At 38.3% G+C, this 19,706-nt stretch carries 18 protein-coding genes and 3 pseudogenes; 14 read left to right on the plus strand and 7 right to left on the minus strand.

From position 1 onward, the window contains the following. Positions 1-14 precede the first annotated feature (14 nt). The 6 genes and pseudogenes from SB028_RS20735 to SB028_RS07960 form a co-directional block, all read left to right on the plus strand. A pseudogene (locus tag SB028_RS20735) lies at positions 15-1,799 on the plus strand (host specificity protein J); the annotation flags it as partial. Positions 1,800-3,077: 1,278 nt separating this feature from the next. After that, entirely contained in the window at positions 3,078-3,995 is a 918-nt protein-coding gene (locus SB028_RS20740) for a DUF1983 domain-containing protein (protein ID WP_413242935.1), read from the plus strand. Between the two features lie 15 nt (positions 3,996-4,010). Continuing rightward, a complete protein-coding gene (locus tag SB028_RS07945; RefSeq protein ID WP_318860112.1) occupies positions 4,011-5,714 on the plus strand; it encodes a pyocin knob domain-containing protein in 1,704 nt (567 codons plus the stop codon). A 472-nt stretch (positions 5,715-6,186) separates the two neighbouring features. After that, a complete protein-coding gene (locus tag SB028_RS07950) occupies positions 6,187-7,446 on the plus strand; it encodes an AAA family ATPase (protein WP_069368425.1) in 1,260 nt (419 codons plus the stop codon). Next, positions 7,439-8,104, plus strand: a complete 666-nt coding sequence (locus SB028_RS07955; protein ID WP_197672852.1) for an RloB family protein — start codon at positions 7,439-7,441, stop codon at positions 8,102-8,104. The genes SB028_RS07950 and SB028_RS07955 overlap by 8 nt, the downstream gene beginning before the upstream one ends. Positions 8,105-8,524: 420 nt before the next feature. Beyond that, positions 8,525-8,692 (plus strand): annotated as a pseudogene (locus SB028_RS07960) (isocitrate/isopropylmalate family dehydrogenase); the annotation flags it as partial. 303 nt (positions 8,693-8,995) lie between these two features. Here the strand turns inward: SB028_RS07960 and SB028_RS07965 are convergent. Continuing rightward, a pseudogene (locus SB028_RS07965) lies at positions 8,996-9,172 on the minus strand (integrase); the annotation flags it as partial. A gap of 214 nt (positions 9,173-9,386) precedes the next feature. Between SB028_RS07965 and SB028_RS07970 the strand changes: the two are divergent. After that, positions 9,387-9,770, plus strand: coding sequence for a hypothetical protein (locus SB028_RS07970; RefSeq protein ID WP_069368427.1), 384 nt, complete (start codon positions 9,387-9,389; stop codon positions 9,768-9,770). 294 nt (positions 9,771-10,064) lie between these two features. On the opposite strand, the gene SB028_RS07975 is transcribed toward SB028_RS07970, so the two are convergent. Next, positions 10,065-10,556: a DMT family transporter gene (locus SB028_RS07975; RefSeq protein ID WP_069368428.1), complete on the minus strand. Its 492-nt coding sequence runs from the start codon at positions 10,554-10,556 to the stop codon at positions 10,065-10,067. A gap of 9 nt (positions 10,557-10,565) precedes the next feature. Next, positions 10,566-11,000 (minus strand): DMT family transporter, encoded by a 435-nt coding sequence (locus tag SB028_RS07980; protein ID WP_069368429.1) that lies wholly within the window; start codon positions 10,998-11,000, stop codon positions 10,566-10,568. 99 nt (positions 11,001-11,099) lie between these two features. Here SB028_RS07980 and SB028_RS07985 point away from each other — a divergent pair, with 99 nt between their 5' ends. From SB028_RS07985 to SB028_RS07995, 3 genes are all read left to right on the plus strand, one after another. After that, a complete protein-coding gene (locus tag SB028_RS07985) occupies positions 11,100-12,035 on the plus strand; it encodes a LysR family transcriptional regulator (protein WP_069368430.1) in 936 nt (311 codons plus the stop codon). Between the two features lie 87 nt (positions 12,036-12,122). After that, entirely contained in the window at positions 12,123-12,290 is a 168-nt protein-coding gene (locus tag SB028_RS07990) for a hypothetical protein (protein WP_286138888.1), read from the plus strand. Positions 12,291-12,324: 34 nt separating this feature from the next. Continuing rightward, positions 12,325-13,032 (plus strand): hypothetical protein, encoded by a 708-nt coding sequence (locus SB028_RS07995; RefSeq protein WP_069368432.1) that lies wholly within the window; start codon positions 12,325-12,327, stop codon positions 13,030-13,032. A gap of 113 nt (positions 13,033-13,145) precedes the next feature. Here the strand turns inward: SB028_RS07995 and SB028_RS08000 are convergent, their stop codons facing one another. Then, positions 13,146-13,796 (minus strand): GntR family transcriptional regulator, encoded by a 651-nt coding sequence (locus SB028_RS08000; RefSeq protein ID WP_069368433.1) that lies wholly within the window; start codon positions 13,794-13,796, stop codon positions 13,146-13,148. A gap of 86 nt (positions 13,797-13,882) precedes the next feature. Between SB028_RS08000 and SB028_RS08005 the strand changes: the two genes are divergently transcribed. Continuing rightward, positions 13,883-15,085: an MFS transporter gene (locus SB028_RS08005; protein WP_069368434.1), complete on the plus strand. Its 1,203-nt coding sequence runs from the start codon at positions 13,883-13,885 to the stop codon at positions 15,083-15,085. Positions 15,086-15,305: 220 nt separating this feature from the next. Beyond that, positions 15,306-15,698: a hypothetical protein gene (locus SB028_RS08010; RefSeq protein ID WP_069368435.1), complete on the plus strand. Its 393-nt coding sequence runs from the start codon at positions 15,306-15,308 to the stop codon at positions 15,696-15,698. Positions 15,699-15,784: 86 nt separating this feature from the next. Here SB028_RS08010 and SB028_RS08015 read toward each other — a convergent pair whose 3' ends face one another. From SB028_RS08015 to SB028_RS08025, 3 genes are read right to left on the minus strand one after another with little or no spacing between them, the layout of a single operon-like run. After that, positions 15,785-16,030 carry a hypothetical protein gene (locus SB028_RS08015; RefSeq protein ID WP_069368436.1) on the minus strand — a complete coding sequence of 82 codons (246 nt, stop codon included), beginning with the start codon at positions 16,028-16,030 and terminating at the stop codon, positions 15,785-15,787. After that, positions 16,027-17,328, minus strand: a complete 1,302-nt coding sequence (locus SB028_RS08020; RefSeq protein ID WP_074454086.1) for a DUF4225 domain-containing protein — start codon at positions 17,326-17,328, stop codon at positions 16,027-16,029. The genes SB028_RS08015 and SB028_RS08020 overlap by 4 nt, the downstream gene beginning before the upstream one ends. A gap of 44 nt (positions 17,329-17,372) precedes the next feature. Further along, the gene (locus tag SB028_RS08025) at positions 17,373-17,954 is read right to left on the minus strand and encodes a hypothetical protein (protein WP_069368437.1); all 582 of its coding nucleotides are present in this window, start codon (positions 17,952-17,954) and stop codon (positions 17,373-17,375) included. A 715-nt stretch (positions 17,955-18,669) separates the two neighbouring features. On the opposite strand from SB028_RS08025, the gene SB028_RS08030 reads away from it, so the two are divergent. After that, the gene (locus SB028_RS08030; protein WP_318860113.1) at positions 18,670-19,116 is read left to right on the plus strand and encodes a hypothetical protein; all 447 of its coding nucleotides are present in this window, start codon (positions 18,670-18,672) and stop codon (positions 19,114-19,116) included. A 435-nt stretch (positions 19,117-19,551) separates the two neighbouring features. Next, positions 19,552-19,689 carry a hypothetical protein gene (locus tag SB028_RS08035; RefSeq protein ID WP_413242931.1) on the plus strand — a complete coding sequence of 46 codons (138 nt, stop codon included), beginning with the start codon at positions 19,552-19,554 and terminating at the stop codon, positions 19,687-19,689. Positions 19,690-19,706: the final 17 nt, after the last annotated feature.

Below are 19,706 nucleotides of genomic sequence, written 5' to 3' on the forward strand. Positions count from 1 at the left end.
GAGGAGTTCGTATTATGGGTAAAGGTGGTGGTGGTCAAAGAACACCGTATGAGGCACCAAACGATTTAACATCACGTCAAAAAGCCTCATTAATTGATTTAATCAGTGAGGGGCCAATTGAAGGCCCTATTCATATTCAAGGCTCGATGGATGATTTAGGGTGTATTTACTTGGATGATACGCCTGTGATAGACGGCTCTGGCAATAGCACGATTAATGGGATGTATGCACAATGGCGGGCAGGGACATTAGAGCAACCGGCAATGAGTGGCTTTACCGCGTCTGCGAATGAAGTGCCGGTGGGTATCGAAGTTAAATATAATTCACCGGTTACCCGCACCATCACCTCACCCAATATTGACCGTTTACGTCTAACCTTTGGCACACAAGCTCTCGTTGAAACCAAAGATAATGGTGATCGCGTACCGACTTCTGTTCAATTACAAATCCAAATCCAGCGCAATGGGGCATGGATAACAGAGAAAAACGTCACGATTAATGGCAAGCGCTCTAACTCACCTTATTTAATGGCCGTTGTGTTGGATGATTTACCGCCTGTACCATTTAGTGTGCGCATGATCCGTATCACTCAAGACAGCACTTCTGACAAAATTCAAAATAATACCGTTTGGTCGAGTTATTCTGAGTTAGTCGATATTTCACAAACTTATCCGGGCTCTGCGGTTGCGGGATTGATGTTTGATAGTGAGCAGTTTGGTAATAAATTTCCACGCCGTAATTATTTAATTAAAGGTCGTATTATTCAGGTACCGAGTAATTATGATCCAGATAAACGGATTTATTCGGGAATTTGGGATGGCACCTTTAAACCGGCATTTACCAATAACCCCGCATGGATATTATGGGATTTATTAACCCATCCGCGTTATGGCATGGGGAAACGTCTCAATATCAGCGAGGTCGATAAATTCGCTCTGTATGCAATTGGTCGTTATTGTGATGAGCAGGTTGATGATGGTTTTGGTGGAAAAGAGCCCCGTATGACGTGTAATGCCTATATTACGGATATGCGGAAAGCCTATGATGTCATGGGCGATATGTGTGCCATGATGCGCATTATGCCAGTCTGGAACGGGCGAACATTAACCTTTATTCAAGATAGGCCGTCTGATGTGGTGTGGCCCTATACCAACGCCAATGTGGTTGATGGTAACTTCCAATACAGCTTTAGCGCATTAAAATCGCGTCATACCGCTGTCGAGGTTCGTTTTATTGATCCCGATAATGGCTGGAAAACCAGTGTTGAACTGGTTGAAGATGATGCCAGCATTGCCCGCTTTGGTCGTAATGTGATGCGCGTCGATGCTTTTGGTTGTACTAGCAGAGGGCAAGCCCATCGTCATGGTCTTTGGTTATTAACCACTGAGAAATTAGAGACACAGACGGTTGAGTTTACTATCGGCAGTGAAGGCTTGCGTCATATGCCGGGTGATATTATCGAAATTGCCGATAACTATTACGCGGATAATCAAATTGGTGGGCGTCTGACACACATTGATTATGCCTCTCAAACATTAACCTTAGATCGCAATATAGAGATACCCAAAAGCGGTAAATCAAGCGTCACACTTATTAATGCTCAAGGTGAACCGCAATCGTATGAAGTGCTGAGTTACCCCGCATCTAACCAAATAAAGTTAGACAACTTACCGTTAGGGTTGCGGGAGGGCGGAGTTTGGACGTTAACGCTCCCATCTTTACGTCGTCGATTATTTCGTGCCATTAGTTTAGCTGATAATGGTGATGGCAGTTTTACGGTTATAGCCGTGCAGCACATACCCGAAAAAGAGGCGATTGTTGATAAAGGCGCTAAATTTGAGCCAAAGCCCGATACGCCACTGGGTGGATTTATTCCACCTGTTGAAAATCTTTCTGTGGATATCGAATCAGATGCAAGTGCATGGCAAGTGGAAGCCAGTTGGAACACGCCTTATTCCAGTCGAGGAGTAGACTTTTTATTAAAACTCACTACCGGTGATCGCATTGTCGGTACTGCCTCAACCACGGATACGATGTATCGTTTTGGTGGTTTGCCTCAAGGAAATTACGTTTTATCCGTCGTACCTCAAAATGATCGGAAACAAAAAGGCGAGGTGGCCACAACTTCATTCGCGATTAATCCACCCTTACCACCGAGTTATATTGAAGTGGAATCCGGTTATTTTAGCTTGGGTATTATTCCGCGTTCCGGTGGTCAAAATAGCCTACGGGCACAGTATGAATTTTGGTTTTCAGAAAAGCAGATCACGGATATTCGCGAAGTGGAAAGTCGTGCTGAATATTTAGGTGTTAGTTCTATGTGGGTTATTCAAGGTAGAAACCTAAAAGCAGGGCATACCTATTATATTTATGTTCGTAGTGTGAATGCCGTTGGAAAATCAGTATTTGTTGAAGCGAAAGGCGAGCCAGATAGTAACACCAAAGAAATACTTGATGAACTAGACGGCCAATTTATGACAACTGAGGCAGGAAAGCAACTCAGTGAAAAATTAGATTGGAATGCTGAGACAGCGCTCATTCTTAGTAACGCTGACTCTCAACTATCACGCAGTTTGTTAATGAAACACGGTCAATCACAAGCTGGAATCAAAGAGCTATGGCAAGTCCGTGCAACGGATAACGAAGCATGGGCACAGACTGTTACTCAGCTCTACTCATCAATTGATAATGCAGAGAACACTTTTAACTCAGAAATTAAAGAAGTTAAAACATCTATTTCTAAACTCGATCAAGCGTTCGGTCAAACAACAACTGAAATTAGAACGGAGATAACAACAACTAATAGTGCAACTAATCAGCGTATTGATAGCACGAATAACAATTTGGCTGGCACTAATAAAAACCTTGGTATCACTAATCAAAATTTAGATAAAACTAATCAGAATCTCGAAAAGACCAATCGTTCATTGCAAATAACGGATGAAGAACTTGTTCGTGTTGCTGCAGATGTTGTGACAAACAAAGAAGCAATATCTAAAACAGATAAGGCACTAGCTAAATCAGAGGAGCAAGTACAAGCGCAATTCGGCAAACAGCAAGGCATGATTAACCAGAAAATGCAGGCTGAATTTAGCCAGACCGGTGACGGTGTTGTCACTCACTCAATTAATATCACGATTGTTCATGACAAGGTTAAATATAACGCAGCAGGGCAAGTGATTAGTGCTCAAGTTAAGAATGGAAAGCTCGAATCATTCTTTGGTTACAATGCGAATAACTTTGCTTGGTATAACCCTGTAAATGGCAAGATGGAATTATTCATGTATGCCAAAAATGGGCAGTTTTTTATTAAGGAGGCGTTTTTAGATAAAGCGAATGTTCGTGAAATGGTGTTATCTGAAGCTATAAAGTCCAAGAATTACGAATTAGGTAAGACGGGATTTAATATTGATGCTAATACGGGTAATGCTGAATTTAATAATGCGACATTTCGGGGAACTATCGATGGTGCGGATGGAAATTTTAATGGAACAGTTAAGGCCGGAAAGCTAATAGGAAATATTGTTTCAATTTCTGATGAGATTTATATAAATGATAGATGGAAAGGCGATGGAATAAAAGAGTTGTTTAAATTTAAACAACGAGACACCCCATGTTATTTGTGGGTTAGCGGTTCACTACATCAAGAAGATTATATCCCTGACTGGTTTGGAACAAAAACACCAAACGGGGCATTAATGGGGTATATGGCTCCATTCATGGGAGATGGTAGAGGGGTTGCTGAAATTTATGTTGATGGAATTTTTAATGTCAAAACAGTCTCGGTCTGGTCAGGAAATACATCGAATGCTAGAAAAGATGAATATGTTTGCAACGAATTTGTCGTAAAAATACCAGCGGGAAAGGGAATTAGTAGTGTTGGTATAAAAATACCTTATGCGACCGGAGGGGTTGCTGGAGAGTGGACGGAGTTTATTCTCAGGGGGAGAGTTTTTGCATTTCCTGATTCAAGCGAAGAATTTCTAATTAATTAAGCTAGGAAATAAATCATGATATACACAACAGGCACTGTTAGCACAGTGTCGGGGTCTGCTATTGTCCGCGGAACTGGCACTAAATTTAAAAATAATAATCCCGCCATTAATATCGGAATGACAATTTTAATTAAATCAGGAAATACTAATATTCCCTACATGATTAAATCCGTTAATTCCGACACTGAATTAGTATTAGCACAACCTGCATTAGCAACGACTACTAACACCACATTCTCAATTCATATTACTGAGCCCGATAATAATAGTGATGCAGCTAGAACCATGGTTGCTATAAATGCATACACGCAATATTTTCTCGATGCGATGAATACGTGGATGACTGAAACAGGGCAAACAAAAATTGAGATGCCAAACGGTGAAGTTATCACGCTCGATAGCATTAAGAAGATGCAGGGGGATATTAGTAAAAAAGCGGATGATAATAAAACAGTACATATTGGGGATTTTGGTGTTGGTGCTGTAAACAGACTGAATGCTAAAAATTTAAATGAGGTCATAATTGCGGGCGATTATCAGCAAGATGCAACTAATGAGGCCACACTTGAGAGAAATTATCCAATAAAAGAAGCCGGCGCATTAAGAGTGGCTCAAACCGTTGGTGGCTGGGCGTTGGGTGGTTGCATTCAGGAATACACTACATATCTATCAGCAAGAAAATTTATTAGAGTTAGGGTATCAGTTGACTGGTATCCATGGGAAGAAATGCCAAATCGACATACAAGTGAGACTCAACGATTTAACGGTCAGCTAATGTCGTACAACGGAATATTTAGCTCAGATAAAAATAACCCAAATGACTATTTTGGTTTTCTAAAAGCAATAAGAGGGAATCAGTACGGAATATACTCAAATGTTAGTGGTGTGGGTGGTTTTACTGTAAAAATACCGCAGAAATCAGGGGAGATGATGCTCGTTGGTGATCATGGCGTTGGTGGTAAGGCTGGTTATGTAACTGACTCTGATTTGAAGGATCCATTAAGGGGTTCTTATTTCTTTTCTCAAGGAGCTAATGTTGGAAGTAATTATTTTGGCTCATATGGCTCAGGGATTTCCTTGCAATACGATAATAATATATCGTTTAAGTTTTTTGTTGCGGGGAACGGAATTACCATTACTGAGTGCCTGAATGCAGGAAATCAGAGAAGAAATGTGTTGTGGGGCAGTGTTAATACAACACTGGATTCAAATGGCTTTATCAAAAGAGCTTCCCCTATTATCGACATCAATCCCGACGGCACATTCAACACTAACGATGAATCAGAAGGCGCTACGGTTACTCGAGTAGCTCAAGGTGAGTATCTCATTGAAGGAGTTCTTGGGTTTAACGCTGACGCAGGCTGGGGTGGTATCGATGGTGGTATTGAAATTCCACTCGATGTCAATAAACAGCCACTTATTCGGGTAGACTCTGAAGTTAACAAAGACGGTTCTATTCTCGTTAAAACTTATCACCGCACTCATCCTAATGCACCTAAGTTCGCTCGTAATGATATTGATGGTTACAACGACGGTGATCCGATTGATATTCCATCCGATCGTTTTATTTCAGTGCGTGTACAGATGCCAGAGCAATCAATCTATAACGTGAGAATGCGTGAGATGGAAGAGGTGCAGAAAGTGGAAGAGGAACGCAGACAAAAGGAAGAGGAGATGAAAGAGAAATTTGGGTTAGGTAAGAATGACGTATTACTTTAATAATCAGGACACCAATAGCGCACCAGAAATTGATAACTGATTGATTATATAACTCGGTCGGTTCCATCGAGCATCGGCACTACTCTGTTTTCAAATACTGCACTGAATTCACATCAGGAAACTTCTTACTTCTCTCTCAATAAAATACCAATCGTTCATTAAAGAACTCGCGCAAATGTGTGTTTTTTGAATTCCTCACCCCAAACTTATCAGAAAATAGCCTAGCAGTAAGATGGGGCAACATTTTTATATGGTATGCTGATATTATGGGTTAAATAACTAATGATTAGATGAAGATTTTTGTTAAAGCATAGATTATTGCCAAATATATACAATTGTTTTGATACATTGAATCACCTCCATTGATATAATAACTCATGATATTTATCATTTATTGCCAAATAAGGATGTTTAACTGGCGACATGTGCCAGTGATGTGTATATTAATACGATATCTAAATAGGGAAAAACTATGTTAATCGAATTGTCAATTACTAACTATAAATCAATCGCAGAAAAGCAAACATTTTCAATGTCTGCAAGCAAGCTAACTGATTTGAAAGATAATGTGTTCACGTTAATGGAGCCAAATGTAATTGAACTTTTAAAAACAGCTGCTATGTATGGCGCTAATGCATCTGGTAAATCAAATTTTCTTGAGGCTATGCATACGATTTGTGAAATCGTTGTTGAGTCAGCATCTGGCTATAAAGAAAGCGATCCACTTCCTATTAGTCAATATAAATTAGACGAAGAGCTTTTATCTTCTCCTAGTGAATTTGAAGTTACATTTATTTCTGATAGCGTTAGATACCAGTTTGGGTTTTCAGCTACTAAAGAAAGAATTATTTCTGAATGGTTGTTTTCTTTCCCTTATGGACGAGCGAGGACTTTGTACCAAAGGGAGTGGGATAATGAGACTTATAACTATAAAACCTATTTTGGTCAGGAATTAAAAGGGGATAAAAGTGTTTGGACTCGCTCGACAAGAAGTAATGCGTTACTTTTATCTACAGCCGTTTTATTAAATAGTGAACAGTTACTTCCTGTATATAGATGGTTTGAGAGGAAGGTTAAATTTAGCTCTAGTAAAGGATGGGGGGTAGCATTTACTGCTGAGAGTTGTTTGAATGGTAAAAAAGAAAGAATTCTTAAAGCATTAAGAAATGCAGATACGGGGATTGACAACATTGAAGTAAAAAAACGTAAGTTTGACCTTAATGATCTCCCATCTGATATGCCAAAGGAACTAAAAAGCTTTTTATCTAAAGAGGCCGAAGGATCGGAAGCTATCGAGGTGATGACATATAGAAAAAATAAAAAAGGTGATTTAGTTAAATTTGATTTGTCAGAGGAATCAGATGGAACGACAAGGCTTTTTGGTTTTCTTGGTCCATGGATCGATAGTTTAAATGCTGGAAATATTTTATTTATTGATGAATTACATAATAGCTTACATCCTAAAATGGTAGAATACTTGGTTAAGTTATTTAATAATCCCTCAACAAACCCTAATAATGCACAATTAATTTTTACTACACATGAAACATCGATTTTAAAACAAAATGTATTTAGAAGAGATCAAATTTGGTTTTCTGAAAAACTTAATAATGAAACATCAATTTATCCATTAACTGACTTTGTAGTTAGAAAAGGTAGTGAGGATTTAGAAGCGTCGTATTTAGCTGGAAAATTTGGAGCTCTTCCTTTCATTGGTGATGATGATGTCTGATAAACTTTTTCAAAAAAGAAAAGCTAAAAAGATAGCTGAGTTAGGAAGAAAATCTGCTAAAAAAGAGTCTTATGATCGAATATTGATAGTAACTGAAGGTGAAAAAACAGAGCCCAATTATTTTAATGAAATAATTAGATTATATAAATTAAGTAGTGCTAATGTAAAAGTTGATGGTAGTTGTGGCCCATCACCTAAAACGGTTGTGCAGTATGCAATAGAGTTAGCTAAAGAAGAAGAGCGAAGTAAAAGAATACCTTTCGACAAGATATATTGTGTTATTGATAAGGATGCACATCCTTGTTATAAAGAAGCTCATGAAATAGCCAGAGATACTAAACTTAAAGGTGAATTGATTATAATTAGTTCTGTTCCTTCATTTGAATTTTGGCTACTTCTTCATTTTATTTTTACAACAAAGAGTTATCAGCAGCAAAAGAAAAACAGTACAGGCAAACAGGTATTATCTGATCTTAAAAAATATATACCAGATTACAATAAAGGTATGATTGATATCTTCTCTCAATTAGAAGATAAATTGCCTACTGCGATTAAGAATGCAATTGCAGTAAATAAAAAGGCTGCGGAGTATCAAACTGATATGCCAACTACAAAAGTTTATGAATTGGTTCAAAAGTTGACAAATCTCAAAAGTTAACTAGTTACAATTTAGAAAAGCCTTTTTCGAGGTTTTTTGTTGCCTAAAATTCATGATATCTATTAATTTTACATAATAGATAAAGTATTGTTCATCTTTAAATAACTATAGTCTCTAGTATCCAAGAAATGCTCACTTTTTCTCAAATAATTACATAGATCATAACTATTTTTGATAAAAAGTGAGTTCTTTATGTTTTTGTACCATATATCTTAATTGGGATGTTTATTCTTTTCTTCAACTAGTATTTTTCCTGCATATAATCATTAAAAGCTATTTATATTTCTAACTTGCAGTTATCAAAACCAATAAAAGCATTATGGTAATCAAGTAGTTATAAAAAGGTACAATCATCGTCTTTTAAACCTATTAAGTGTGAATATGCCTTAATAAACAAATAGTTAATGATGGCAGTTTTATATAATGCTACGCCACATGGGTTGGACTGAAGCTGCTGACTTAATCATTAAAGGTATGGAAGGCGCGATTGCTGCTAAGACCGTCACTTATGATTTCGAACGTTAGTTAGAAGGCGCTAAACTGCTGAAATGTAGCGAGTTTGGTGACGCGATTATCAAACATATATAATATAATTAGCGTTGTGAATTGATTACGGGAACTTAAGGGTTCCCGTTTTTGTTACAGGATTTTTTATGAGTGCGTGTAACGTGTTGATGCGTATTTTTGTATTAAAAGTAGCCTAATGTAGCAAAACCAAACAAACAATAAATAAAACGTAAGTGTTAAAATCAATACTTTAAAAGAGGCGATAAGGCTTTATTTATGGCAAAATGAAAAAGAAAGAAAATAATCTGCAAACCGCATGATAAACGTGGCGAAAATTATCATTTGCAGATTATCTTATGAATTAAAATAAAGTCAGAAATAAGATTAACACGCGATGGTTATCCATTCTTTGCCACGAACATCATTATAACGATCTGTCTGTGCTTGAGTGGCATGCCCTAATAAAGCTTGCGTATCGATACCCTGTTTTCGATATAAACGTTCTGATAATGAACGTTGCTCATGAAAGGAAGCGGGTATTCCTTCACCCCAATCAATATCACGTAATAACATATAAAAGAATTGATTAAAGACTTTATATTATAAGAAAAGCTATCAGTTCATATTTTTCTTGCATAAAAGATAAATTTACACTTAATAAGCCCTAGATAAAGATAAGACTGAATAATAACTTTATAAATAAAAATTCAAGATAAAGCTTTTCGATTAATTGACGATATACATAATGACTTATCTTAAATGAGAGATTAAATTTGTGAAAAAAATCTTATTATTATCACTACTGTTTAGTTCTTCTGTTTTTGCACAAAATGTTGATGTAGGGCAAGTATGTAAAGCTTCTGCGGCAACTATGTTTGGTCGAGATCATAAGATTATGCAATTAGAGACTATTGAAAACGGTATTGCTTATGTTCATTACATTCGTTCAGTAGATAACAGTCGCTGGGCTATTAAATGCAAGCTAAACGGTGAAAAGGTAATTTGGGCATCAAATAATGCTGATAGTATTGGTCGATGGAGGGATGATCCTTTAGATAGCATTGTGAAATATTCAGTAAATGGCGGGGACATTACGATTTCTGAAATTTATAGTGATGGTTCTAAAACGGAAAAAACATATCCAATAAAAGAGCTATAAATTACCACCTGTTTTTGCACCCTTTTATATTAAATATAAATACAAGTCAGAAGTTTGATAATTTCTGGCTTTTTTGTTGCCTCAATAAAGGATATAGATGCAATTATATAATAATGACGCATTGATTGTGCTGAAAGCGTTACCAGAGAATTGTATTGATTTGATAGTGACAGATCCCCTTATTTTCGGATTAAATCATGTGCATGGTTTAACATAAAAACGCACCCTTCAATTTAGACTAAAAGAGTCCAACTTTTGGGGTGCAGTTCACGACAGGGCGGGGCGCAGTCACATTTATGTGTTAACGGTTTCCTGTTGCAGATTTTTTTTCGTCGGTACGGCTTTTGGCTTGCTGCTAGAGTAAATGAAAAAAAGTGCGATACCCAAACAGATAACGGCACTAAGTCTGCTTAAGGAGAACGAGATTGCCTCATTGCCTAGCCAGCCGAAGTTATCAATCAGCATGCTCATGGTTAACTGGCCAAAAATGACCGCGACCGTAGCAACTGCTGTGCCAATACGTTGAACGGCTAGAACCATAATAACGATATATGGTACGCCAAATATTGCGCCTAGCAATTGCCATTTAGGCACATCCATCAAAGTCAGAGCGTGTTTGGGCTCGAAAAAAAAGATCAGCAACGCCGTCACCAGCGCGCCTACAGAAAATGTCAGGAACGCACTTTTGAATACGCCGACCTTGCTGCCCAGCTGGCCATTGATAGCCGCTTGGATACTCAACATAGCACCACCGACGACGGCGAGAAGGATCATGATAATAGTCATAATGTTAATTTACTCCTGTGCAACCATAACCAGCGCTGCAATGATGAAAAACAGCGCGATGATACGTTTTCTGTCAATTTTCCTGTGTGACGAACCAAACAGGCCAAAGTGGTCAATAATCAGGCTATTAAAGACTTGACCTGCCAATATGCCGATCATAGTCATAGCGATGCCGATTGTTGGTGTTGCTACAGTCAGGATGATGACGTAAATTGGCCCAAGCACACCACCAAGCAGATACCACGAAGGCTGTGCAAAGAATGATGGGCTGGTACGTGGGCTGAAAAAAAGCATCAGCAAGAAGGTCAGTGCCGCGCCCACACCAAATATGCTGAAAGTAGCCCAGAGATCACCAACCTCCCCACCAAGAGGTCCAAGCAATCCTGCCTCTATGGACAGTCCCATACCTCCGGCAATTACGATAAAAATTAATATCAGCTGCATAGCAATCAATCTCCCGTTGTCTAGGTGGAGAAGATTACAGCTTTACATAGATGAGAAAAATGCCACAATAAGATAAACACTTGTGCAGGATATGCATTAATGAATAAACTTGGAAACATCAGTATTCGTACCCTACTGATTTTTATAGATGTTTATGAAACGCAGAATTTCTCTGTAGTGGCACGGCGGGAAGGGATATCAGCTTCTCAGGTATCGCGCGTCATCCATCAGATAGAGGATATGCTCGGGCAGCAGCTTTTTTACCGTAATACCCGTGCGATAATTCCGACGGAAAGTGGCCATATTTTTGTCCGCTATGCGCGGGCCATGACTAGCAACATGGAGGAAGCGCGACGAGAACTTAACGAGAGAACGCTTGAGCCTTCTGGAATGGTTCGCATAAACGCACCGGTGTTCTTTGGACAGCGCCATGTAGCACCCGCGTTACCCAGCTTGGCGGATCGATACCCTCGGCTTAGCATTGAACTTACGCTGACTGATGATTACATCGATCCACACCAAAAGGCGGCTGACGTAATTTTCCGAATTGGAGTGCTGACGGACTCCTCGTTTCATGCGCGCGTGTTTGGCCAGCAGTTCTATCATCTTGCTGCGTCACCGGATTACATCCGCCGCCACGGTAGACTAAACTCACCCGAAGAGTTCGCACATCATAAATGCCTGGTCTATCGCGGTTCGTCAGGACCAAACCACTGGCTGCTACGTAGGCATGGAGAGGAATGGGTGCACTATCCCGTCTCACCTCTGATGTCGTCTAATAATGCTGAAACCCTGCTGATTGCCGCACTCGGAGGAATGGGAATTGTGCTGTTTCCTGACTGGCTGATTGGAGACCGGTTGAAGAGTGGCGATCTAGTCGAACTGTTGCCGGATCTGGATATATCTATAAAAACCGAGCCACAGCATATCGCGGCAATCTACCCAAATGCCCGCCACCCTCCACTGAACGTTCGGGCAGTTATCGATTACTACATAGACGCGTTCAGTTCACCACTTTACTGGCAGTCTAAATAAGATAGCGATTCTATTGCTCGTCTTGAAAATAGTGCTGATGAATTTAATGGAAACGAACAGCCAATGAGCGTAATCAGAACTCTCAAGATGCAAGTCATTCGCTTCAATGAAATGACGAGTGAACTCGCCAGTAAAGAAGGTGAAGGAGATTTAAGCCTAGCGTATTGGACAGAGAAGGCCATAAGCATTATTTTGAACGCTAGGGCTCTTCTTCTGAAGAAATGGAGCTTATCTTTGAGGAATTTGAACTTATAGAAATTTTGTAACAATTCACAATCAAGGAATTTGTATGCGTTTTCTAACGCTAATTTTTTGCCTCAATCTAAGTTTGGCGTCTTTTCCATCAATGGCAATTGATGATGTTGATGACGATGGTACTATGTCTGCCTCCTATTCAGGAGAATTGTTTGACTGCCGCCAAGAGTTAATTAAGTTAATCGTCAGTAGTAACCATGCATTAATTCGAGTGGAACGTGTCACTGCAGATAGGCTTGATCTTTTTATCGATAGGCGTGAGCAAGACAAACTGATAATTCAGCTTTCTGATAAAAGTCAAAAACCATCCAATGAATCCCCTGGTGCAGGCATGTTAGGGTGGGTTTCATACGATCTGAAAAGAAACCAACTGCAAGATGTAAGCACCGGTGAGGCCTTAACGTTCAGTCATTCTAAAGGGCAAAGAATGCAGTCATGCCTCAAAAAAGAGGAGGAGTGTCATCAAATTTTGAATACTATCCGACTTCAAGCCTTCATTGCACAGTCACCAAAATGGCGTGTAGTAGGAAAAGGGAGAGCCTATTTTCATGCGGCGCCGACAGAAAAATGCCGCCACAATAATTGGTTTGTAGTACCCGGAGATATTCTTCAAATCAATGGGATGAGAGCGACAAAGCCTGTTGATGGGGATAATAATGATTGGCTATTGGTTGGATATGGTGACGCACATGGGTGGATAAAGGTGAATAGATTAGAGCCAGTAGATGAACCAACAGAGTAAACGCTGGCCATCATTTGTATTTACTTAAACTTAAAAGAGTAAAACTGCTCTTGACCGTTTGCTTTGAGCGAGGAGCGGATCTTTTTATTTTGTAGCGAAAACGCTCCATATGGTCAGGTTATGGCAATACCTCTCGCTCTTAAGCTACGTCTGCTTGAATTAATTGCTTCCAGAAGACGCTGGCGGCTTTCTCTGAGATGAATGGCGAGTAATTCTACGGCTTTCTCAGTATCTTGCAATCTAAGTGCAGTTATTATTTCTTGATGATCCTCCCAGGCGGGATTTGATGGTGCTTTGTCGAGCCATCGTGCCCGTGAAAGTCGGCGCAGGGAATCGCTTATTCCTTCGATGATAAACGCGTTCTGACAATAATGGGCTAGCTGAAGATGGAATCGTGTTCCTGCATCGTCCATTATCTCTTCCGCAGCGTCAACAGTATTCCCCTTGAGTAGATTTTCCAGAATGTTAAGTTGTTCTGCTGTCATCTGTTTGATTGAAAGTTTTAATGCTGCAATTTCAAGTACTTCTCGGTAAATACACAGTTGTTCAACTTCATCGACATCGATAGGTGCCACTAACCAACGTAACCCTTCTCGACAGACCAAACCTTCTGACTCAAGTTTTTGTAATGCGGTTCGCACAGGCGTTCGAGATGCGTTAAACGTTGCTTCAGCCCAGCGCTCAGTCAGCCGTTCTCCAGGTCCTAGATCCATGCTGAGTATCAATTTTCTTAATTGGTTTTCAACTTCTGATGCCTGGCTCATAACGACAATATTCTCCCGTGAATTGACAGTAAGATGCGCTATCGGTATGGTATACCAATTTGGTATACCAAAAAAAGAGCGTTTTTATGACTCCTTTTTATAACAACTTTTGGAAGAGAAACCTGATTGTTTGCTTTATTGGCTCGTTCTCAACCGTCTTTGCAATGACTCTGATGCTACCATTTCTGCCTTTGTATGTCGAAGAACTTGGTGTTCACGGTCATGCTGAGATTGTTCAATGGTCTGGTGTGGTATTCAGCGCAACATTTATTACTGCCGGGTTGATTGCCCCAGTTTGGGGAAGACTCGGTGATAGATATGGACGCAAGTCGATGCTCGTGAGAGCCAGCTTTGGAATGGCTATCACGGTTTCACTTATGGGACTGGCAACAAATATCTGGCAATTAGTCGGACTGCGGTTGTTAGCTGGCCTTGCAGGAGGTTACTCATCCGGTGCTACGATCCTTATCGCTGTCCAAGCTCCCAAAGAACGTATCGCATGGGCGTTAGGGATCGTTTCATCCGGTGTCATGGCAGGTAATCTTGTTGGCCCCCTTGCCGGGGGATGGTTGCCGGGACTGATTGGCATTCGAACTACGTTTTTCTACGCAGCCGCCTTGATATTTCTGGCCTTTATTATGACCCTCACGCTCATCCGTGAAGAGGTGCAAAAAAACACAGTTTCATCGACAAAAAAATGCATGAACTGGTCGCAGTTACCTGCCCGTTCGGTGATTGTCTGTATGCTTTGTACCGGCTTATTGCTGATGCTGGCCAATATGTCGATAGAACCCATTATTACGGTCTATGTACAAACTCTCGTTAGTGAGGCATCTCAGATAACTAAAGTGGCAGGGTATGTAATGGCTGTCGCGGCCTTGGGCAGTATCATTTCCGCATCTTGGCTTGGAAAGCTAGCCGACAGAATAGGACATTTCCGCATCATCATACTGGCGTTAGCTGCTGCCGGATTGTTGCTGATCCCTCAGGCATTTGTTACCTCGGGCTGGCAGCTTATTGTTCTGCGTTTCCTTATGGGGCTTGCACTAGGTGGATTATTACCCTGTATTGCAACGGTAATACGTCAGCGCGTACCAGAAGGAATGGTAGGAAGTATTCTCGGCTATTCTGTAGCCGCACAGTTTGCAGGCCAGTTCATCGGACCGCTGATAGGCGGAATTGTCGGTGGTCATATCGGGATGCGGGCAGTATTTCTAGCAACTAGCTTTATATTGCTGCTCGGTGCGATTTGGAATTTTAAAATATATCGCAAGTCAGCTACACGTTGATGAACTGTATTCCTCTTCACTTGTACATTTCGGAGATTTTATGATGACTCAACTCAATAATATCGATAAAAAAACACCTTTTTAGTAATGGATTTTTAGATGAGCATACTCGAAAAATACTGTCTCAACATGCCTTTGTTATGCATTCAACCGAAATATTAAAAGCTTGGACATAAAAATATAACTATTTGATATGGAAATAATTACCACAGTTATTTGAGTGGTTCAGGGCGAATATCTCATTGAAGGGGGACTGGGCTTTAATTCAGATGCAGAGTGGGGGCTATTGATGGTGGTAGTGGGGGCTATTGATGGTGGTATTGAAATTCCACTTGATGTCAATAAACAGCCTCTTATTTGGGTTAACTCTAAAGTTAATAAAGATAGTTCTATCCTCGTGAGAACGTATCATCAAACTCACCCTAATGCACCTAAGTTTGCCCGTAATGATATTGACGGCTTCAATGATGGCGACCCGATTGATATCCCTGATGGTCGCTTTATTTCCGTTCGTGTACAGATGCCAGAGCAGTCAATCTATAATGTAAGAATGCGTGAGATGGAAGAAGTGCAGACGGTGGAAGAGGAGCATAGACGGAAAGAAGAGGATTAATTATGATTGTTGTTAAACGGGCTGTACTGATTAACTAACTCACCCGTTTAACATAATGGGTCTTATGTGCATCAGTTTTATAATCATTATTCCTTTACTGTTAAGAAAATTGCATTAGCAATTATTACCAATAATGTAAATATTATTAATAATAAATTAGCTGGCAATTCTCCATATTTTATGGAAAGAAGTACATCACCACAGATAAAAAACATTAAATAAAAATATAAGATGCTAATTCTATACTTAATATTTTTATTTTTTTTATTATTCATTTTTAGAAAAACAATAACATTAATTACAGTTAAAATAAAAAAAATATATATTTTCATTTTTGTTCATCCATAAGTATACCATCAACACTTACCTTATAGGGATTTCCATTCTTATCTAAACATCGGTAATAATAAGGGGGAGAGTTTGGATCACCTGTAACTAGGATAACTGTCTCACAATGTTCAACAATATATTCTATGTTGGTAATTTTTTCCGGTTCAGAAAGACTTAACATTAAATTCCCTGACTCTTTATCAAATACAAAAGCATTCTTTAAATCTTCTTTAATTTTTAATAAATTAATAGCATCACTAGCAATCTCAAGATTAAGAAAAAATTTATTTGCTTGCTTAAATGCATAATCTAAATCTTTTCTACCATAATAAAATAAAGCCATCGGTTTTATTTTTCTTTCATCATAAACTTTAGATAACTTAGGTACTAATTTTAATTTACCCTGAACTGAAATCCCTAAATCAACCAAGTCATAAGCTAAGTTTCCGACTGACTCATCAAAACCAAGAGCTTTAGCTGTTGCCTTATATCCTTCTCTCAACGGACCTTGCACCTCACTATTTCCTTCATAAAATCCTATACCTCCTTCATAGATACCATTGAGACCATGAGCAATAAGTGGAGCTCCAATTAAGCACCCTAACCCTGTATAACATAGACCAATCCCTCCTATGGTCATCCCTAAACCGCCTAGAATAGAAAGACCATTAATTATCCAATCAATTGATTGATCAGTTAAACTTTTCTCTTCTTTTTTTATTTCAGCCGAACCTTGTTCATAGGTTATCTGACCAGATTCAACTTTCTTAACTATTCCATATGAAAAAGATTCAATATCTTGTTTAAATTCATTTTTTATTTCAGAGTAATATAAGTGTTTTTCACAAAGTTCATTAGCACAGTCAATTAAATGCTGAGCATCTATTCTAATTCTATTATCGTCTTCATTTACCATAACAGGGATATATTGCTCACTAGAACCATTGATAGTTTGTGATGTAGATAAAATGTCATTATTAACTTGTGAACTAAATACTTTAGGACTTGAATATGGAATATCGGTAATTACAACGTTAGAACCTAAAGGACACCCACACTGAACAATTGAACCCTCAACAGCCTGTACTTTTCCATGATTATTGATTCTATTTTCGCCTGTAGCAATTTTTCCAGCTTGCCCACATTTAGGACAAATAGTGGTAGGATCTCCTACTCTAAGCGCCATTTTTTGATGACAACTTACATTTTGAATGGTAGCAATACAAGTAGCACCCGTTGTTGTTTTATCTCCATTTATGGCTATAGCCTTACCAAAAATATTCGGTCTTAATTTAGACATAGAATTTTTCTTTATCCTTTAAATTATGTACCCTAGTAAAAAAGTTAGTTATTAACATAGGTTTTTATAGTGATAAAATAGGTTAATCCATCTATTTTTAATTCAGGCCAATCGCCAAGAACAGTGACTTCTAATCTATATTGGCCATATTCTGGTGGGACTGATGCTATAGAAAAGGCATCGGCTCTACGAACACTATTATTTCTGTGTATATAATCTAAAATTAATGATTCAGACATATCATTATTCACTTTATATAAATTTACTTTAAATATCGCAGAGTTACCGATGTTTTTTATTGGTCCTTTTCCATTGAATATTTCAAATTTAGAAAAATTAAGATTTTTATTTGGATTTTCTTCTATATTCAAAATTATATGAGATGACGGAGGTGATACAGGGAATAAATATAATAATTTAGGTGATGGGATTGGAGTTTTCCAAAAAACAAAGTTAATAGAGTCCCCTTTTTTATACAGTTTTATGGGGATATTAATAGGGTGCCCTTCGGCTATTTTAGGTGATAAGAAAAAATAAGGGTCATCATCTATTGGTTTAAGCCATTGATATAGAAGAATTCCACTCACTCCAACCAATAAACCCAATACAAACAAAATCCTTTTCATATACATAAATCCTTAGATTTAAGAAACTATATATAATATAGCTTCTTAATTTTGGTTATGCTAGCGATATATAAATACTACTTATCTTTTAGCGACGATAGTTTTTTACACCATACGTCAAGTGTTTCTCGTTTTTCCCTTAAATAATCATATCTATCATCATGTTTCTGGGAAACTCCTGGCCTTTTGTGGTTTTGTACCATATCCCTTAACTCAGAACTAATCTTTATCCCACCCGCTAATGTTTTGCATACACACTGTCTTTTAAGTCTATTAAGAGTGAATATGCCTTAATAAACAAATAGTTAGTAATAACGAGTTTATATAATGTTACGCCATATGGGTTGGACTGAAGCGGCTAACTTAAGCATTAAATAGTTGAATATACAAAACCTCGCTTTGCGGGTTTTTTGCTATCTACAATCTCATGTTGGTCAAAGATAAAAAATTTAGATATTGGGGGCTACAAGATTATATAAAGTAGGAATGTGTAGATTAAAAAGAACGCTGTGAATTTGGGCTACCACAGGGCTTTAATGAGTATGTGTAAAAACAATAAATTACCAATATATACCAATCTAATTTATTAATAATAAACGTTATTTTTTAGAGGGGAAGCGTGACGAAGATCCTTTACTATTAGGACAGTTCTTAGATTAATAAATTAAAAATACTGTATATTTAAACAGTACTTTTAATTATAGGAGAAAATACAATGTCAGATTCAGGTTTTTATCCCGTATTGGGTAGTCGTCATTTTAGTTTAAATAATATTCCTCGAAATATTGCAGTAGGTTATAAAAATACGGATAGCGGTAAAGTGTTCAACGATGATGGAACGTTCTTGTTACATACATCAATAGATATTAAAGGTCAGAGTGGTCCACTTTCCATTAGAAATGAGTTTGCTGCTGGTTGGTCCGTTAAATTTTCTGAATTACCTTGCGATGAAAAAGGAAATATTTTAGTCATTTCCCATTTCTTCTCACAACTGACTACGGTAACTCCAGAATCGATGAGACTCGTCATTTTGTGTTCTAAAGAGCCAACGCATCGAATTAACTTAAGTACAGGGGAAATTATCGATAATTCAAGTGATAATCAATATATAAAAGACATGGTTATTTATTATACTGTCAATGATTGTAGCCATTCTAACTAATCCCATTATATTGATATAAAAAGATCGTTTAGGCGGTCTTTTTTCGCCTCTGCGACCACAAAATCAATCACAACACCTCACATTCACACAATAACTGTGTGTCTGTATTCTTTTAACTAAACTCGGACACTTTGTTTACTTCGAGAACTTAATGAAAGAATATGGCGTAGAAATTGGAAGCCGTTATATAAGGGTTAATCAGCGACTACTTTAGTGAGGAAAATAGTACAGAAATTCTATTTTATAAAGTTACAAAATAACTGGTTATAAAAACAGTGTTTTATTGCATTTGATCTGTAATTACCTTACCATCATCAAATAGCTGGTAATTTATTATTTATCACTCTAAATTTTATCAAATGCTCGTTTGAGTGGGATTTTCTTTATCTTATACAACTTATTATTCCAATAATATATGTCTAACAAGGAGGATGAGTGAAAGGCAAAAGAGTTGTTATTGTTCATGGTTATATTGCATCTCCAAAGGATAACTGGTTTCCATGGCTGAAAGAAGAGCTTGGTTCGTTAGCGAAAAACGCCGTAAACCCTCGCCCAGTGCGGGCGGGGGTATAAGGCGAAAAGGCCGCAGG

It is taken from the genome of Proteus vulgaris, from assembly GCF_033708015.1.
Taxonomy (GTDB): Bacteria; Pseudomonadota; Gammaproteobacteria; order Enterobacterales; family Enterobacteriaceae; genus Proteus.

Coding starts and splice junctions, on each gene's coding strand:
- SB028_RS08000 (WP_069368433.1), bottom strand. CDS start 13,796: ATGAGCCAGGCATCAGAAGTTGAAAACCAATTAAGAAAATTGATACTC.
- SB028_RS07945 (WP_318860112.1), top strand. CDS start 4,011: ATGATATACACAACAGGCACTGTTAGCACAGTGTCGGGGTCTGCTATT.
- SB028_RS07985 (WP_069368430.1), top strand. CDS start 11,100: ATGAATAAACTTGGAAACATCAGTATTCGTACCCTACTGATTTTTATA.
- SB028_RS08015 (WP_069368436.1), bottom strand. CDS start 16,030: ATGAAAATATATATTTTTTTTATTTTAACTGTAATTAATGTTATTGTT.
- SB028_RS20740 (WP_413242935.1), top strand. CDS start 3,078: ATGCAGGCTGAATTTAGCCAGACCGGTGACGGTGTTGTCACTCACTCA.
- SB028_RS08030 (WP_318860113.1), top strand. CDS start 18,670: ATGTCAGATTCAGGTTTTTATCCCGTATTGGGTAGTCGTCATTTTAGT.
- SB028_RS07950 (WP_069368425.1), top strand. CDS start 6,187: ATGTTAATCGAATTGTCAATTACTAACTATAAATCAATCGCAGAAAAG.
- SB028_RS07995 (WP_069368432.1), top strand. CDS start 12,325: ATGCGTTTTCTAACGCTAATTTTTTGCCTCAATCTAAGTTTGGCGTCT.
- SB028_RS08025 (WP_069368437.1), bottom strand. CDS start 17,954: ATGAAAAGGATTTTGTTTGTATTGGGTTTATTGGTTGGAGTGAGTGGA.
- SB028_RS07955 (WP_197672852.1), top strand. CDS start 7,439: ATGTCTGATAAACTTTTTCAAAAAAGAAAAGCTAAAAAGATAGCTGAG.
- SB028_RS07990 (WP_286138888.1), top strand. CDS start 12,123: ATGCAAGTCATTCGCTTCAATGAAATGACGAGTGAACTCGCCAGTAAA.
- SB028_RS07980 (WP_069368429.1), bottom strand. CDS start 11,000: ATGCAGCTGATATTAATTTTTATCGTAATTGCCGGAGGTATGGGACTG.
- SB028_RS08005 (WP_069368434.1), top strand. CDS start 13,883: ATGACTCCTTTTTATAACAACTTTTGGAAGAGAAACCTGATTGTTTGC.
- SB028_RS07975 (WP_069368428.1), bottom strand. CDS start 10,556: ATGACTATTATCATGATCCTTCTCGCCGTCGTCGGTGGTGCTATGTTG.
- SB028_RS08020 (WP_074454086.1), bottom strand. CDS start 17,328: ATGTCTAAATTAAGACCGAATATTTTTGGTAAGGCTATAGCCATAAAT.